At 55.0% G+C, this 16,508-nt stretch carries 17 protein-coding genes; 9 read left to right on the top strand and 8 right to left on the bottom strand.

The genetic code is table 11. From position 1 onward, the window contains the following. The 3 genes from R8G34_01735 to R8G34_01725 all read left to right on the top strand — a co-directional run bounded on the left by R8G34_01735 (nt 1) and on the right by R8G34_01725 (nt 1,906). Entirely contained in the window at nt 1-183 is a 183-nt protein-coding gene (locus R8G34_01735) for a DUF3553 domain-containing protein (protein MDW3221605.1), read from the top strand. A gap of 104 nt (nt 184-287) precedes the next feature. Further along, nucleotides 288-1,076, top strand: a complete 789-nt coding sequence (locus tag R8G34_01730; GenBank protein MDW3221604.1) for a GNAT family N-acyltransferase — start codon at nt 288-290, stop codon at nt 1,074-1,076. Beyond that, nucleotides 1,073-1,906, top strand: coding sequence for a lysophospholipid acyltransferase family protein (locus tag R8G34_01725; protein ID MDW3221603.1), 834 nt, complete (start codon nt 1,073-1,075; stop codon nt 1,904-1,906). Before R8G34_01730 ends, R8G34_01725 begins: the two co-directional genes overlap by 4 nt. Nucleotides 1,907-1,915: 9 nt before the next feature. Here the strand turns inward: R8G34_01725 and R8G34_01720 are convergent, their stop codons facing one another. Continuing rightward, the gene (locus R8G34_01720; GenBank protein MDW3221602.1) at nt 1,916-2,491 is read right to left on the bottom strand and encodes a PA14 domain-containing protein; all 576 of its coding nucleotides are present in this window, start codon (nt 2,489-2,491) and stop codon (nt 1,916-1,918) included. A 293-nt stretch (nt 2,492-2,784) separates the two neighbouring features. On the opposite strand from R8G34_01720, the gene rpsB reads away from it, so the two are divergent. Together rpsB and tsf are read left to right on the top strand one after the other, a co-directional pair. After that, on the top strand, nt 2,785-3,588 hold the full coding sequence (gene rpsB, locus R8G34_01715; GenBank protein MDW3221601.1) for a 30S ribosomal protein S2: 804 nt from the start codon (nt 2,785-2,787) through the stop codon (nt 3,586-3,588). A gap of 101 nt (nt 3,589-3,689) precedes the next feature. Then, a complete protein-coding gene (tsf, locus tag R8G34_01710; GenBank protein MDW3221600.1) occupies nt 3,690-4,565 on the top strand; it encodes a translation elongation factor Ts in 876 nt (291 codons plus the stop codon). 254 nt (nt 4,566-4,819) lie between these two features. Here tsf and aroQ read toward each other — a convergent pair whose 3' ends face one another. The 3 genes from aroQ to R8G34_01695 all read right to left on the bottom strand — a co-directional run bounded on the left by aroQ (nt 4,820) and on the right by R8G34_01695 (nt 7,008). Beyond that, entirely contained in the window at nt 4,820-5,257 is a 438-nt protein-coding gene (aroQ, locus tag R8G34_01705; protein MDW3221599.1) for a type II 3-dehydroquinate dehydratase, read from the bottom strand. A gap of 429 nt (nt 5,258-5,686) precedes the next feature. Then, on the bottom strand, nt 5,687-6,139 hold the full coding sequence (locus R8G34_01700) for a hypothetical protein (GenBank protein MDW3221598.1): 453 nt from the start codon (nt 6,137-6,139) through the stop codon (nt 5,687-5,689). 635 nt (nt 6,140-6,774) lie between these two features. After that, nucleotides 6,775-7,008 carry a DUF1127 domain-containing protein gene (locus R8G34_01695; GenBank protein ID MDW3221597.1) on the bottom strand — a complete coding sequence of 78 codons (234 nt, stop codon included), beginning with the start codon at nt 7,006-7,008 and terminating at the stop codon, nt 6,775-6,777. Nucleotides 7,009-7,101: 93 nt separating this feature from the next. Between R8G34_01695 and R8G34_01690 the strand changes: the two genes are divergently transcribed. From R8G34_01690 to rpsI, 3 genes are all read left to right on the top strand, one after another. Next, on the top strand, nt 7,102-8,517 hold the full coding sequence (locus tag R8G34_01690; protein MDW3221596.1) for a PLP-dependent aminotransferase family protein: 1,416 nt from the start codon (nt 7,102-7,104) through the stop codon (nt 8,515-8,517). Between the two features lie 161 nt (nt 8,518-8,678). Beyond that, a complete protein-coding gene (gene rplM, locus R8G34_01685) occupies nt 8,679-9,140 on the top strand; it encodes a 50S ribosomal protein L13 (protein MDW3221595.1) in 462 nt (153 codons plus the stop codon). A 2-nt stretch (nt 9,141-9,142) separates the two neighbouring features. Beyond that, nucleotides 9,143-9,637: a 30S ribosomal protein S9 gene (gene rpsI, locus R8G34_01680; protein ID MDW3221594.1), complete on the top strand. Its 495-nt coding sequence runs from the start codon at nt 9,143-9,145 to the stop codon at nt 9,635-9,637. 237 nt (nt 9,638-9,874) lie between these two features. Here the strand turns inward: rpsI and R8G34_01675 are convergent, their stop codons facing one another. The 4 genes from R8G34_01675 to R8G34_01660 form a co-directional block, all read right to left on the bottom strand. Next, nucleotides 9,875-10,123 (bottom strand): hypothetical protein, encoded by a 249-nt coding sequence (locus R8G34_01675; protein ID MDW3221593.1) that lies wholly within the window; start codon nt 10,121-10,123, stop codon nt 9,875-9,877. An 877-nt stretch (nt 10,124-11,000) separates the two neighbouring features. Next, nucleotides 11,001-13,097, bottom strand: coding sequence for a trypsin-like peptidase domain-containing protein (locus tag R8G34_01670; GenBank protein ID MDW3221592.1), 2,097 nt, complete (start codon nt 13,095-13,097; stop codon nt 11,001-11,003). Beyond that, the gene (locus tag R8G34_01665) at nt 13,094-13,840 is read right to left on the bottom strand and encodes a hypothetical protein (protein ID MDW3221591.1); all 747 of its coding nucleotides are present in this window, start codon (nt 13,838-13,840) and stop codon (nt 13,094-13,096) included. The genes R8G34_01670 and R8G34_01665 overlap by 4 nt, the downstream gene beginning before the upstream one ends. A gap of 339 nt (nt 13,841-14,179) precedes the next feature. Beyond that, nucleotides 14,180-14,641 carry an Lrp/AsnC family transcriptional regulator gene (locus tag R8G34_01660; protein ID MDW3221590.1) on the bottom strand — a complete coding sequence of 154 codons (462 nt, stop codon included), beginning with the start codon at nt 14,639-14,641 and terminating at the stop codon, nt 14,180-14,182. A gap of 157 nt (nt 14,642-14,798) precedes the next feature. On the opposite strand from R8G34_01660, the gene R8G34_01655 reads away from it, so the two are divergent. Next, nucleotides 14,799-16,421, top strand: a complete 1,623-nt coding sequence (locus tag R8G34_01655) for a thiamine pyrophosphate-binding protein (GenBank protein MDW3221589.1) — start codon at nt 14,799-14,801, stop codon at nt 16,419-16,421. Nucleotides 16,422-16,508: the final 87 nt, after the last annotated feature.

Genomic DNA, 16,508 nt, shown 5'->3' with positions numbered 1-16,508 from the left:
ATGGAAGATTTGAATGCGATCCTGTCACCCGGTATGCTTGTGAGGCATCCGGACATTCCAGACTGGGGAACGGGGCAGGTGCAAAGCAACGTAAACGCACGTGTTACAGTGAATTTTCGGGACCATGGAAAGGTCGTCATTGATAGTACTCGCGTAGCTCTGGTCCCGATCTTTGATGATTGAGAACCCTTACCATAACTTTAACGCACACGTTTGCATTGTAAACCCTGCAACACCTTCTCGCTTTGAGGGTGGGTCTTTTTAACCATGTTTGCGCCATGCCCCCTATGAAACCAACTGATCCTTCAAGGTCTCCAACGCTCTCTGAACCTACGTTTTCGGTGGCGCTTGCGAAGACCGACGCGGATCGGCGAGCGGCGCAACGTTTGCGGTATCAGGTTTTTGTGCAGGAACTCGGCGGCAGCGGTGACATGGTCGATCACGCAGCTGGCCTCGAAGTGGATCACTTCGATGTGTTTTGCGACCATCTGTTGCTGACGGATATCAGCCTCGACGAAGTCGTCGGTGTCTACCGGGTGATGCGATCCGATCAGGCCGCAGCAGCAGGGCAGTTCTATTCCGCCAGTGAGTACGACTTGTCGGTTTTGTTGAATTCTGAGCGCAACCTTTTGGAACTCGGGCGATCCTGTCTGCATCCGGACTACCGGGGCGGCATGGCGATGCTCTACCTCTGGCGCGGTCTCGCTGCGTATATTCAGGACCACAATATCGATGTTCTCTTTGGTGTCGCGAGTTTCCACGGGACCGATGTATCGCAGCTTACCGCGGCGCTGTCTTTGCTGCATCACCGTCACCTTGCGCCCTCGGATTTACGCGTCAGAGCGCGTGCAGAAGCCTTTCAACCAATGGATCTGATAGCCCCCGGTGATTTGGACGTGCGCGCAGCGATGCTGTCAGTGCCGGCGCTGATCAAGTCTTACCTCCGTTTGGGTGGTTTTGTAGGAGAGGGCGCGTTTGTTGATCATGCTTTTAATACTACAGACGTCTGCCTGATCCTTGACACGGCGCGCATGAATGAACGGCAGGCCAAAATCTATCTGGGTTCGGGATCGTGAGCCCGACTTGGCATAGCGACACACCGCCCCCCTTTGAAAAAATCACATTCGCTGGATGGTTTCGTTTCGCACTGCGTGTCGTGCCTTTGCTGATTGTTCTGTCTATTGGATTGGCGCTGTCACTCCTCCTGCGATTGTTTGAACGACCTGTTTTTGGTCTGGCACGTCCAATCACACCTTTTATCACGGTAGTTGTCTGCAGAATTGCCCTCAAGATTATCGGGTTGCGCATTGATCTGATCGGCCAACCGATGACAGGGCAGGGTGCGCTTGTGGCCAACCACTCCAGTTGGCTGGACATCATTGTTCTCAATGCGCGAAAGCGGGTTTACTTCGTCTCAAAGTCAGATGTGGCAAGCTGGCCCGGCATTGGATGGCTTGCCCGCGCCACGGGAACCGTATTCATCACACGCAAGCGATCCAAAGCCGGCGCGCAGGCCGCGCTGTTCAGGACAAGGTTGCAAGCCGGGCATAAGCTGCTGTTCTTCCCGGAAGGTACCAGCAGCGATGGCTTGCAGGTGCTTCCCTTCAAGTCTTCCCTTTTCGCTGCCTTCTTCACCCCGGAACTGCGGGATGTCCTGTCCCTGCAACCCGTCAGCGTCACCTATCACGCGCCGCCCGGCATGGACCGTCGCTTTTATGGGTGGTGGGGGAATATGGATTTTGGGCCCCATATCCTTAAGGTGTTGGCGTCATCGCGGCAGGGGCACGTGTCCATAAACTATCACCCGCCCTTGAAGGCGCGCGACTATGATGAGCGCAAGTCGCTGTCGCAGACCTGTGAGGCGCAGGTAAGAGCCGGGCACTCAGATAATCAGCAGGATAGATAACTCCGCACGTCAGTGGAAGAATGCACTATCAGGCACCTGCTCCAAACCATCACTATCAGGGCCCCATTCCATCAAAAGGCAGGCGGTTCCCTTGCGTTGAAAATACGTCGCTTCAAGCGGGTAATATCCGGCTTGCGGCACTTGAACTTCCTGCTCACCAACATAGCCGCAGGGATGGATGCCGTCATAGCGCCCGACCTGCTGTCCGCCAATGCTGATTTCCAGACCATCATTGGCCAGAAATTCCAGCATGTAAGTGCCTGCTGAGGGAAATTTGATATATCCAGAAATCGCAGCCGCAATTTTTTCAGACTGCTCGGTTGTGAGCACATTGTCCCCAGCTACCGTATCGTCATAGGACAGGCCGACGAGCGCTGTGCCTGGTTTCGCCTTTTTCAAAACCGATTTCGCATCCGCAAGCGAGCTGCCATGATTTTTAAAGGCGTATTTGACTGCGAGCCCTGATTTCAGGCTACCCGCACTTGGTTGCGGACTGGCCGGGCTGAGCTGCAAAGTGTCGGATAAAGCAAGGCTTGGGATCAGCAAGGCAAGCGCCACTGCGGCGGATTTCAAGGCAAAATTCATGGTTACTCCCGGTTTTCAACATTGATGTCGCGCCCTCTGCGGGGCGGTTTGGCGATAGTTAAAACGCGATTTCCCAAAGAGACAAGCGTTGGGGTCTGATTTTGCGATCACTTATAGGACAAAAAACGCGACGTTATGGACTTGCGATGGACGGCAGGCTGGCCTATACGGCGCGCACTGAAACCCGCAGGCGGGGTTTGGGCTTGTTGAGGGAGACATCCTTAACGGTCCTCCGGTTGGCCCCAAACGGTGTCATGCCCCCGCCGAGGATAAAACCGGAAAGGTAGACTACCATGGCTCTTCCAGAGTTCACCATGCGCCAATTGCTTGAAGCAGGCGTACACTTCGGCCACCAAACGCAGCGTTGGAACCCCCGTATGGGTCCGTTCATTTACGGCGCACGTAACGGCATCCACATCATGGATCTCACGCAAACCGTTCCAATGCTGGACCAGGCGTTGCAAGCCATCCGTGACACCGTCGCCAAAGGCGGCAGCATTCTTTTTGTGGGCACCAAGCGTCAGGCACAACAGCCGATTGCGGATGCCGCAGAGAAATGCGCACAGTATTACATGAACCACCGTTGGCTTGGCGGCACGCTGACCAACTGGCAAACGGTTTCCAAATCGATCAACCGCCTGAAAAACATCGACGAGCAATCCGAGAACGGTTTTGCCGGCCTGACCAAGAAAGAGCGTCTTGGTATGGAGCGCGATCAGGGCAAACTCGAAGCGTCCTTGGGCGGCATTCGTGAAATGGGCGGTCGCCCAGACCTGATCTTTGTGATCGATGTAAAAAAAGAAGCGCTGGCGATTGCAGAAGCCAACAAACTGGGTATTCCGGTTGTTGCTGTTGTGGATACCAACTGCCCACCAGACGGCATTGACTACATTATCCCCGGTAATGACGACGCGGCTCGTGCGATCACGCTTTATTGCGATCTCGCAGCCCGTGCAGCGCTGGACGGCATGAGCGCGCAATTGGGTGCAGCAGGCGTTGATCTCGGCGCGATGGAAGAAGCACCTGTCGAAGAAGCTGTGGCAGAAGCGCCAGCGGAAGAAGCCGCAGAAGCGCCCGCCGCCGAGGCACAAGCGTAAGCGGCGTCATACCCATGACACGCGGGGCAGGGACAACCTGCCCCAAACTTCACGATTTATAGCGGGCTTCTGGCCTGACGATTCCCAAAGGAGAACCTCAGATGGCAGTTACAGCATCTATGGTCAAAGAACTGCGCGACACGACCGGCGCGGGCATGATGGACGCGAAAAAAGCGTTGACCGAAAACGATGGCGACATGGAAGCGGCGGTGGATTGGCTGCGCACCAAGGGCCTTGCCAAGGCCGCCAAGAAATCTGGCCGTACAGCAGCAGAAGGTCTGGTTGCGGTCAAGGTCGAGGGCGGTCACGGCGTGGCGGTCGAAGTCAACTCAGAAACTGACTTCGTCGGTAAAAACGCGGATTTCCAAAAGATGGTCGCGGGCATTGCGGATGTCGCACTGTCGGCAAATGACGTTGACGCACTCAAAGCGGCGGACATGAATGGCAAGACCGTCGAGCAAACCGTGACGGACGCGGTTGCAGTCATCGGGGAAAACATGTCGGTGCGCCGCATGTCCACGATCGATGGCGACGTGGTTGTGTCCTACGTGCACAACGCGGCGGCGCCTGGCATGGGCAAAATCGGTGTACTGGTTGCCATGACAGGCGGCGACGCAGCATTCGGCAAACAGGTCGCGATGCACATTGCGGCGGTGAACCCGGCGTCCTTGTCCGAAGCAGATCTGGACCCGGCTGTTGTTGAAAAAGAGAAGCAGGTTCAAATGGATATTGCGCGCGAAAGCGGCAAGCCAGAGCAGGTCATTGAAAAGATGATCGTGGGCCGGATGAAGAAATACATGTCCGAAGTCACACTGTTGAACCAATCCTTTGTTGTGAACCCGGATCTGTCTGTCGGTGACGCCGCCAAAGAAGCTGGCGCAACCATCACAGGTTTTGTGCGGCTTGAAGTGGGTGAGGGGATCGAAGTCATCAAGGAAGATTTCGCAGCTGAAGTCGCGAAAGCGGTCAAAGGCTGAGCCTTCTAACAGGACCTTCGGGGAAGGGCGCAGTGATGCGCCCTTTTTTGTTTGCGGATGAAGGTCACATGGCCTTCACAGTACCGACACGGATGTCCGAAAAGGCGTTACCGGGTGATGCGCAGGCCGCAGAATAGATTGCGGAGGGATCGAAACTGCGGCGTTTCTTTCTGAGCCATGTACAAATCGATATTCCGGTCTCACAGCGGCCCCCGGCGTGGAAATACAGCGTCAGCATTCTGGGTGACCGAGCGCTAGGGCGTCAGGTGATCCAGCATAGCATCCAGAGACAGACTGTACCCATAAGCACCAAAGCCGCAAACAACACCAAGTGACACCTTTGCGATATAGGATCTGTGCCGAAATTCCTCGCGGGCGTGGACGTTGCTGAGATGCAACTCGATCACCGGGAGTTCTACAGAGGCAATCGCATCCATCAGGGCAATTGATGTGTGTGTATAAGCACCTGCGTTCAAAATAATGCCATCATGCGTGTCGCGCGCTGCGTGGATGTGATCAACCAAATCGCCTTCATGATTGGATTGCGCAAAGCGCACATCGCATTGCGTCGCTTTTGCCCATTCGGTGCACCGTTTTTCGATGTCGGCCAGTGTTGTGGTGCCATAGACCTCCGGCTGACGCGTGCCGAGCAAATTCAGATTGGGTCCGTTTAACACAAGGATCGAAGTCATAAAACGCTCACAGTACAAGACGAGATATCCATAAACCGAGGATGGAAGGCCTGTCCAGAGAGGCCGGAACCATCACAGGCTATGATATTGATGTGCTGCCTTGAAAACACAAAACTGCCGTGGCGCGGTTCTATTGAGACAAGCCGCACGGCTTATCGGCTTGAACAGTTGGAGAGGCGCTACGGCCGGATCAATTGATGCTCGCCAAACAGGCACTGGTTTTTGAAGCGGATTAGGAGCGGTACCCCACCCATACTCCCATAGTCTTTGTTGGTAAGGACGTTTTCCGAATTCTTCCATCGTCTTTGTTCCGAACAGCTTTGCGGGTGTATTCCATCCGAAGCAATTCCAGCGCGTGTTGTCGAATTGGTCGCAGATCTGCTTTTTGTTGTAACTGTCCGCCAACCAGATACCGCGATTGCGGGGAAGCTATCCTCGACGCGTTCGGTTCGTATCTGCACCGGATCCGACCTGCCAAGAGCGGGGGAGGGACCAAACCCAAGTCTGGATGCCGGGCTCGGCTCGGGTATGCGGCCAACTGTCGAACTCTGTGCTGCGTTGCAAGGCAATCGGTTTGCGCTCGGGATAGGGCAGGTCGCGCACGACTTTCGCAATTTTGTCTTTGATCGGTTTGATGCGCTGGATCGAGCGCTTGAATAGCTCAGCCAAGATGCCGTTCGGTACGAAAAGCGATGCAACATGCAATTGGCCAAGACTGTGTTTGAACAACATAGGGCCACCCTCATAATGCGCGATCTGGTCTCGGTGAGCCACATCGCCCGGACAGAGCAAGATACGGAGATCCCGGTCGACCTTGGGCGCTTGACGCTTTCCGACAAACTGCGGTCGACAGGACACCGGTGTTTCGACAAATTCCGCCATGCCTTGAAGACGTAACAATCGATGATTTACACACAAACGCATTTCCTGGCGCCTGCACAGATCATCCGACTCCCGGTTTTCCAGGTGTCAATCCTTTCTCAAGCCCTGCGAAGACAGACTTGCAGCGTCCTTCGGGCTTGATGCGTTTGCGCTGCCGTGCCCACCGATACGACTTCATCTCATGCGCAGCATCGCCATGATCGTTCCACATTTTGGCATGTATACATCCGCCCGGAAATTCCCGGTCAATGCCCGGCAGATCACTGACTTGGCGTGCCTCAGGACCCACGCCATCCCTCGCACAGAGGTCTCTGCCAGACATCAGTCTTCGACTTTGCAAGTTTGCTGAGGTGAAAATTGCAAGCAAACTGCTCCCTACAATGAACTCCCCATGAGATAACCCACTGCCTTCTGATAAAAATATCAGTCCAAGGCAGCGCGTGGTTGGCGACAGCCTTGCTGGCAACAAAATAACTTATGCTGGCGGTGAGGTTGGTCAGATGGAAGCCTTTGACGGGGTGCAGAGCCTTGATGCGACCAAAGGCTCATGAATGTATTGAAAGTGCTAGTGATCCATAAAAAAGGGCCGGGACAAAGCCCGGCCTAGGAAGAGGTCTGGTGGCGTACCGGGGAGGTTACGCGCGCCAGAACACCTTGGCAGCCTCATCGCGAGCCTGCTGTGGTGTCAGTCCTACATCGCGCAACTCCCAATCCGTCAGCTGTTTCAATGTGCGTCTGGTTTCGCGGCGTGTAGCCCATTTTGACACGCAGACAGCAAACTCAACCGCGATGATGGCAAGCGCAGGCATTGTATTGACCTCCCGCAGGTAGGCCATTGTTTTAGGCGAAGGTGTCATTGCGTGTGTCATGGGTATCTCCTGTATTGTATTGACACAATTTGGCATATATGCCATACTGTATTGATACGATAACTGATACAAAGACGCTAGGGGAATATTGTAATGGGTACAATTTGGGAGCCGGAATTGGTCGAGGGGCAGGGGCCAAAGTACAAGGCGGTTGTAACGACAATACGTAGCGGCATTGAAACAGGCGCCTTGCAGATCGGTGACAGGTTGCCGCCCGTACGGGACCTGGCCTGGCAGCTCAAGATCACGCCGGGCACCGTCGCGCGGGCCTATACGATCCTCACAGATGAGGGTGCGCTTTTGGCGGAAGTAGGGCGCGGTACTTTTGTGGCATCGCCAAACCCTGCGCGCGTATCAGATGTGCCGATCGAGATTGACGTGATCCAGCACAGCTCCGAAGAAAATAATAACCCCTATAATGTCAGTCTGTTTTCGCCACACTTGCCTTGCGTGGGGCAGGACAAGCTGGTCCGTCACCTGATGGCACAAGTCGCTGCGAACCCGCCGTCTGGCATCATGCACTATCCCAGTCGCAACAGCGCCCGCCCGGCGCGTTTGGCCGTGTTGAGATGGTTGGAAGGCACGCCCCTTGGACCGTTGGGAGAGAAAGATATTGTTCTGTGTCAGGGTGGCCAAAATGGAATACTCTTGGTTCTTCAGTCTATTCTTGAGGGGCGCAAACCGACCGTTTTGATTGAGGAACTGGCCTATCCGGGATTCCGGCGCGTGGCGGAAATGCTGCGGGCCGATGTTGTCCCTGTGCCCATGGATGCAGATGGGATTATCCCTGAGGCGCTGGAGGGAATCGTCAAATCGCATGATGCGCAGGTTCTGTGCACGTCCCCTGAGGTTCACAATCCGACGGGTGGTTTTACGCCCGTGGCGCGGCGCGAGCAGATCGCGACAATAGCACGGCGGTATGACATGCAGATCGTTGAAGATGATTGCTATCGTATGGGCGTGAATCGCGCGCCGTCTTACCGGATGTTGGCACCGGAGCGCGGGTGGTATGTGTCTTCCATCGCGAAAACGATCACGCCCGCATTGCGTTTTGGTTTTGCGATTGCACCCGAAGGGAAGTGGTCGGTCCTGCGCCGCACGGCCGAGCATAGCTTTTTCGGGCTGGCGACGCCGATTTCGGACCTCTGCGCGCTGCTGCTTGATCACCCGCAGATTGATGATCTGACCGAAAAAACCCGTCAGGCCTTTGATAAATATGTGCAAAGTGCCGTGAATATACTGGGCGGGTATGATTTGAGCTGGCGGGCGGATGTGCCGTTTTTGTGGCTGCGCTTACCATTGGGCTGGCGGGCAGGGGCGTTTTGTCAGGCGGCAGAAACTGTCGGCGTGCAAATCAGGTCCGCCGAAGAATTCGTATGTCGTGACGCGCGTGCTCCCCATGCTATACGCATGGCCGTCAACGCAGGCGTCTCGATTGAGAGCTTTGAAGCTGCGATGATGCGGTTATGCCAATTGCTGGATAATCCACCGGAGCAAATCAGCGTCTGAGTTTGGGGTAAAATAATACCTATTTTATAACCACCTGTTTTTGAACTACAAATCAGGACAGGATGCGCTTGACGTGACGCGCACCTCCTTTATAACGCCCCAATCGAATTTAGGTCTGTGCGATCCGGCATCGACCTGTCACCTCAAACGGGGAACCGTCCATGAAAACCTTTTCTGCAACACCCGCAGATATCGACAAGAAATGGATCCTGATCGACGCTGAAGGCGTTGTTCTGGGCCGTCTTGCTTCGATCATTGCCCAGCGTCTGCGCGGCAAACACAAGCCTTCTTTCACACCGCACATGGATATGGGCGACAATGTGATTGTCATCAACGCGGATAAGATCCAGTTGACCGGCAAGAAACGCGAAGAGCATCATTACTGGCACACAGGCCACCCAGGCGGCATCAAATCCCGCACCAAGGCACAGATCCTTGAAGGTAAGCACCCCGAGCGTGTCGTGACCCTCGCGGTCAAGCGCATGTTGCCGGGCAACCGTCTGAGCCGTCAGATCATGACCAACCTGCGCGTCTATGCTGGCGGCGAACATCCCCACGAGGCGCAAAGCCCCGAAGTTCTGGACGTGAAATCCATGAACGCCAAAAATACGCGGAGTGCATGAGCATGGCTGAAGAAATCAACACACTCGAGGAACTCGGTCAGGCCGCAGGTCTCGAAACAGCAGCCCCCGAAGCGGAGGTTGTGGTCGCCCGTGAACCGGTACGTGACGATCTGGGGCGTTCCTATGCCACGGGCAAACGTAAAGACGCTGTGGCGCGTGTCTGGATCAAGCCCGGTTCCGGTAAGGTCACCGTGAACGGTAAACCGCAAAACGAATATTTTGCGCGCCCCGTGTTGCAGATGATCCTGGCACAACCGTTCTCGATCACAGGTACCACAGATCAGTTTGATGTGGTTGCCACGGTCAAAGGTGGTGGTCTTTCCGGTCAGGCGGGCGCGGTGAAGCACGGTGTTTCCAAAGCGCTACAGCTCTATGATCCGTCCTTGCGCGGCGCTCTGAAAGCGGCCGGTTTCCTGACGCGCGACAGCCGCGTCGTGGAGCGGAAGAAATACGGTAAGGCCAAAGCGCGCAAGAGCTTCCAGTTCTCCAAGCGCTAACGCTGAACGATCAAGAAGCTCGACAATTTCAAACGCCTGCTTTTCGAAGCGGGCGTTTTTTTGTGTTAGTATTCTATTGGCAGGATGCTGATTATGCTGACGTTTGTGGTTAGCAGTTTTAGCATAAAGTTATAAGTTGCAGCATCTTTTTGACGGGTTGGGTAAGATGCCGGAACCGCGCCCATGATACTTAAAGGGAAAGAACGCGGCGATGCACCGTAGCTAGCTCGTTATCTTCTATCGATGAGGGGCAATGATCATGTGGTTTTGCACGAAGTCTCGGGCTTTGCCAGCGATGACTTTATTGAAGCGTTTCATGAAGCTGATGCCATTGCCAGAGGAACACGGTGAAAGAACAACTTCTTTTCCATGGGCCTCAACCCCCCAGAAGGAGTTAATATTGAAACTGAGGGTTTTGAGCGTGCGGCAGATCAGATCGGGCAAAAGCTTGGTCTGGAAAATCAACCTCGCGCCATCGTGTTTCATCAGAAAGATGGCCGACGCCACGCACATGTTTTTTGGTCGCATATCGGTATCAAGCCCGTGCGAGCGATAAACTGCCCCACTACAGGACCAGGTTGCGTGATTTATCACGTGGGCTATATCTCAAGCATGACTGGGAAATGCCGCGTGGGCGGCAAGACAACGCCTGCGTGATCCCCTCACCTTCACCCGTGCGGAGTGGCAACGGTCCAAACGCGTTGATGTCGATCCACGCGAGATTAAGTCAGCGCTTTAGCAAATCTGCCAAACATCAGACAACCGTGCGTCGTTCGAATAAGGGAAGACTCTCAAAGTGGCTGTCGTAGTTCAGGCCGGTAGACTGCGTGCGCTCAAAAACCATTGCAGACAACTGAGCATTGCTAAGGTTGTCGTGTACGCTGTCGATCGCTTACGCGGGATCTGGTCGCATTGGCATTGGTCAGACGCTCGAGCCTTCCGGATGGAAGAGCCGATATCATGTCTTGTGTTTGGGGTCTGCGACACTTGCATGGCATTGGTCTGACAAAGCCATACATCCCGGGCATATGGATGGCTCGGTTTCATCCAAAGCCTCGCGGCCCATTACCATCCCAAGTAAAGTCTTTGACGATCTCGCCAAGCCCGCAAGCCCTGTCCCCAAACTCGTGGGACCGCTTCACATCGATCCGCGCTATCGCCGTGTCGTATTTTGTCGGAATGTGTTCTGGCTGACCCCGACAACCGTCGCGCCGTTTCTTCGCGGCCTGATGTTAAACGCTTGGTCTGCCTTTGTGGGTGCACCCGTCACCTCGCACTACCTTTGTTTCTCAACGTCGCAGAAGCGGACCGCAATAGTCGGACCAGACATCGAATATCTCTCAAGCATCAAGTCTCAGAGCCATCAGTGCAGTGCAAAATCCGACAGATGTTCCGCTGCAATTCGCATTAAGCGATGCTCGGCTCTTTGCGCTGGGGTCAGATTTTTCTCTTCATCGAGAATGAGGAGTGACGTTCCAAGAAACACATCCTGATCTACGGACATGGCAAAGAATATATCGGCAAATCGCCCGTCCTTTTCCCCTTGCAAGTACATTGTACATTTGGCCGTCAGGTCATCGGCGTTCACGTGGCTGTTTTCGCAATCCTCCGGGCTTCCGAGGCCCGACCAGTTGGCCAGATCGTAGATGTCAGATGAAAAATATTTGAATTCGGCCCCAAGGGCGTCCTCGAACGATGCCGCTTGCACCAAGGAGATATTGAGACGGCTGTGCGCGCTCTTGCTGAATGTCTCCAGCATTTCCAATTCGTCGTTCCATGCGAGCGTCATGCCCGTGGGCACGGCCACGGTCGCATTCGTCACGGCATCTTCATAGACGTCGAAGGTGACCTGACTAAAAGCGTCTTCGCCGAGCAAAGCCTTGATTGCAAAGACGTCCTGTTTCCACGCAAAATCGCCGTATGCCACAAAGTCACGCGCCACTTCGCTCAGCGGCACGCGTCGCACAAGGGTGAGTTGGCTGGGTGCGGCCGCAAGATCCATGGCGTCCCTGTAGACGCCCGGCCCGTCAATGCCTGTCAGTTCCTGAAACCCTATCCGCATCAGTTCCATGGTCACCTTCTGGCGCGCATTGCAGGGAGCATCATCATAGCTGGTAAGCGCCGCGCCCAGGAAAAGCGACCCATTTACCGCCAGCGTCATGTCCGTCTGTGCAGGATCGCGGAACTTTCGATCATATCCAGGTATGCAATGCGTTGAAAGAAAGGCGTATTCCAGGCCTGCGTCCCGTTCCATACCCTCGTGTGTCGCTGTCGTATCCCATTCGAAGTAAGCATTGAAACCGTCAAAGAAGCGCTGGGTTTCATCATCGACTGCAACCTTGAAAGAAGTACTGCGGCTGGCGCGGGCTTCCAGTTCGAAGAGTTCGTCGTCGCTGGTGAACATGATGTCATTGGTATCCACATCGACGTCGAAACCATAGTTGCTCGGTATGGCGACCGTGCTGGCGCTGTCCGCGAAGCCCCAGACATCAAACCCGACACTTTCAAAAGCGTATTGTTCGTTATGAACTTCACGAATGACATCGAAACTGTCGTCGAGACCGGTGATGCCAGAAAGTTCATAGTGTTCCTCGATGGCATCCAGCGAAACCCAGCCAACATAGTGCCAGCCCTGATCTGACTGCGCATCGCCACCGGGTTTGCGATCCTTACCTGTGATGACGACAGTGTCCCGCGCGTCAATAGATACGGCGCTCTGTAGGGCAGCCCATTCCGAGATTTCACCTGGCGCAGGATCCTCCGAACCGGGGAGCCCGGGTAAGTAGATATGCGCGGGTATCGACCAGTTCATGCCAAGCCAGCCGCCTTTGAGGCCGCCATTGTGTATCGCGACGACTCGGCCTTCGGCGTCGAATATTGGCGCGCCGGAATGACCCGGCTGTGTGGTTGAGGTGACCCGCAAGATCTGCGTGCGCCGCGTCGGATAGTCCTGCGTCCGAAAGAGCGAACGCAGGTCACGCGATGAAAATGCACTTCCAAGCGTAAGTAGTTCATCGCTCAGGCCTCGGGAGAAATCGACGCCGCGGTCTTCCATATATTCGGCGTAGGCGGGATATCCCCAGATGGAGTGACGATCTCGCAGGGCAGGCCCGGTTTCGGCAAACGGAACCGGCAGAAGCCCCATGTCGTTTTCGAGACGCAGGAGCGCCAAATCCGCCTCCAGATTAACACTCTCCATTGATTGGATGCGCGTTTTCTGACGCGCGCCCTCGCTGGTCACTGTCACATCCGTGCATCCCGCGACAGCGTGCAGGGCGGTTACCACATAACCCTTTTCAGGCCACACGAACCCTGTTGCCTTCATCGAACCGTTCTCGCCCGTTTTACAGGTGATTTTGACAACAGAATGCGCACTCTTGCGATCTGCCTCTCCGAGAGCAGAAGTCGCGAGGAGGCAGATCGTGACCGCGGTTGGCAAGATCCGAGTGCGGCGCATCATTGGTCTTTGCGAGGCGGAAAAAGCGCGCCCTTGTCTTGAACCAGGCAGACGAGGTCAAAGGCCATTTCCAAGGCCCTGACCTTGTCAGGGTCGGACAGCGAGTCAATCCCGGCGCCCAGCGAGCGAACCAGCTCGGGTGCATCAGCCGCTTTGTATTTCGCCACTGCGTCAACCGTATTTACGCCAGGGATATTGGGGTCGAGGTCGCTGCAGTCAAAGCTGGAGGTATCGGTTTGCGAGGATTGCAACGCCGAGGCGGTTATCAATCGCCGCGTTTCATCAATTGCCGCTTCGGTGCCCGTTTCCCCCTCGATGTAAGCCCATGTGGCAGGTTGAAGGGCAGCACGTTCGTAGAGCGCGATCTGTTTCGCCAAGGTGGGGTTTTCAGGCAACGCCTCTTGCCAAAGGCGGGTCACTTCAGCGGGTGTTGGTTTGAATGGTTCGCTGGTGCGGACATACAACCCCGCCGTCAGGCCGATCACTGTCGCAAACCCAAAAGCGCCGATCCGCAGCGCATTCACCCGCAACATCCGTTTTCCACTAGAACTGCCGTCAAGGCTCAGAAGAACGGCGAGCATGGACGTCAGCGCGCTGATGAAACCTGCAATGACCGGCGTCAAAGACAAACTCAAGGCGGCGCCCAACAATAATCCGATACCACCGCCAGCAAAGACATCCGGCAATGCCGATGCGCGTAAGTCGTCCTGCAATGGTTTTTCGGATGGTTCTGAAATTGCCTCCATCGGTCCTCCTGGGGGAACTGCAATGACTTCCGGTATACCATGGCTTTTGCTCACTCCAAGGAGCGAGTTGAATTTTGGAAATTCTACTCAGCGGAAACAAAAAGAGGCAGTCGCACTGTGAATCTTGTCAAGATCAGGTTCTCAGCCGGTATGCTGGAGCTTACGTCCAATAGGCGTATCCCGGCGTCCTTATCCATTTTCGCCAAATTCTTAGTCATTTTTGACCGAAGGGTTACAGTCGCGATCTGGGACAAGATCTTTCTACAAAATGCGTGCAAGGTGAACTTTGCTGCGCCAAGCAGCACGGTTTGCGTTAGATGTCGCCAGATGCGGCATCGTTTACATGTCGACGGGCAGTACCCCTGAAACCTTCATCTGCCTCAGAATAAAGAGGGTCGTTGTTGTGCGGACAATCCCGAGCCTGAGAAGGCTGTTCATGATGAACTGCTCCAACGCTTCTGGATCAGTTGCTGCAACTTTCAGAATGAAGTCGAAATCGCCCGTGATGGAGGCGCACTCCAGCACTTGCTCGTTTCTCTCGACAAAGGCTCGAAATGTTTCAACGGAGGTTTCACTATGATCAACGAGCGAAACCTGGACATGTGCAAGCGCATGCAGACCCAGCTTTTTCCCATCCAAGATCGCGGCGTAACGCGTGATGTACCCGTCCTCCTCCAACCGCTTGACACGCCGCCAGCAGGGGGAGTTTGACAAACCAACGGCATCTGAAAGCTCTTGCGTGCTTGCGCGCCCATTCCGTTGCAAGACCTTCAGAATGAGTTTCTCGAATGTGTCGAGCATAAATTTGCCTGCCTGCCGTAATAATGAGGTAAAATTTACCGGATATAGTTTGTAGGCAACCATATTGGGTGCGATTTGCCTGTGAAGCAAGGATATCGTCTCTTTGATGCAGACGTCCAAAAACACCTAACCGGAAAACGCCACGGAGGTCGGCCCGATGAAGAGTCAAAACCACGTGCACGAACTCATTGCACGCGCGGTCCATGACCACGGCGTAACAACGATGTTTGGGCTCATGGGAGATGCCAATCTTTTCATGGTGGATAGTTTCGTACGGGAGTTCAGAGGACGGTTTGTGCCAGCAGCACATGAGGGCAGCACAATCCTTATGGCGTCTGCTTATGCACATGTCTCGGGAAATGTTGGGGTGGCAACTGTAACCCATGGGCCTGCGCTTTCCAATTGCACCACCGCATTGACGGAGGCCGTACGCGGGCATTCCCCTCTGGTTGTACTTGCAGGAGATACCGCCGCCGACAACCCGCGCCATTTGCAAAGTATCGATCAACGTGAACTTGTCAAAGTGACCGGCGCCGGTTTTGAACAGCTGCGCACCCCGGAAACAGTTGGCAAAGACGTCGCAAGGGCGTTCTATCGCGCCCGGGTCGAACGGCGCCCGGTGGTATTGAACATGCCCGCCGACTACATGTGGCAGCAGGCAAAGTATGACATGCAAGTGCTCGACGTTTTTACCAAGCCGGGTGGTGTCGCGGAGGGCGAAACCCTCGACAATGCAATTGGGATGATTGCTTCGGCGCGGCGTCCGTTGATCCTCGCGGGTGGGGGCGCCGTGGCAGCGCGCGATACATTGGTTCGGCTGGCCGACCGGCTGGAGGCCCCGTTAGCGACCACGTTAAAGGCCAAGGGGTTGTTCAACGACCACCCGAATAACATTGATATTTTTGGCACGCTTTCGACACCTGCCGCCTATGATTTAATGGCTCAATCGGATTGCATCATCTGCTTTGGGACCGCACTGAATGATTTTACGACAGACCGTGGCAAATTGATGAACGACAAGCGGGTTATACAAATTGATGCCAACCCGACGGCGATTGGTGGTGGTCTACATCCGGACGCAGCGCTTGTGGCGGATGCAGGGCTTACCGCTGAGACAATACTGTTTTGGTTGAACGAAGCAGAAGTTCCGTCAAGCGGCTTCACCAGAGAATTGGAAGTTGCACGCCTGACAAGGCATCCGGCACCAGCATATAAAACTTCCGAGGGCTTCATAAACTACATTCATGCGTTGGAGCGGTTGGAAGAAGCGCTGCCGAAAGATCGCGTCCTCGTGACGGATGGTGGCCGATTCATGACGGAGGTTTGGTGCAGAATTTCCGTCTCCAATCCAGAGAGCTTTATCAGCAGCGTGAACTTCGGCGCAATTGGGCTGGGCTTACAGGAAGCTGTGGGCGCAGGACTTGCGGCCCCCAATCGCCCGGTTGTCCTGTTCAGCGGTGATGGTGGCTTTATGATGGGCGGGATCAACGAGTTTAACACCGCTGTGCGGCTTGGATTGGACTTAATCGTCATTATCGCAAATGATTCCGCCTATGGGGCCGAACACATTCAGTTTGTTGACCGCAAGATGGACCCAGGCCTGACCGAGTTCCATTGGCCGTCTTTCGCCAAAATTGCAAAGTCTCTGGGCGGGGAGGGCGTTGAGGTGCGCTCGACAGAGCAACTGGAGGCTGCCATTGAAGCACTCCAGCACCGGAGCGGACCGATGTTGATTGAGCTTCGATTGGACCCCCTGGAGGTCCCGCGCATGCGCGTATGACGCACTTTGTTACGCTACCAGAAGGCGATAACACATGTCTTGTGCATGAAAACGGGCGTTGCATTGTCAGATGCGAATAGGCGCTCT

It is taken from the genome of Paracoccaceae bacterium, from assembly GCA_033344815.1.
In the GTDB taxonomy this organism is placed as follows: domain Bacteria; phylum Pseudomonadota; class Alphaproteobacteria; order Rhodobacterales; family Rhodobacteraceae; genus Roseobacter.
The sequence above is the reverse complement of the archived record's forward strand: the minus strand, read 5'-3'. Positions and strand labels throughout refer to the sequence as shown.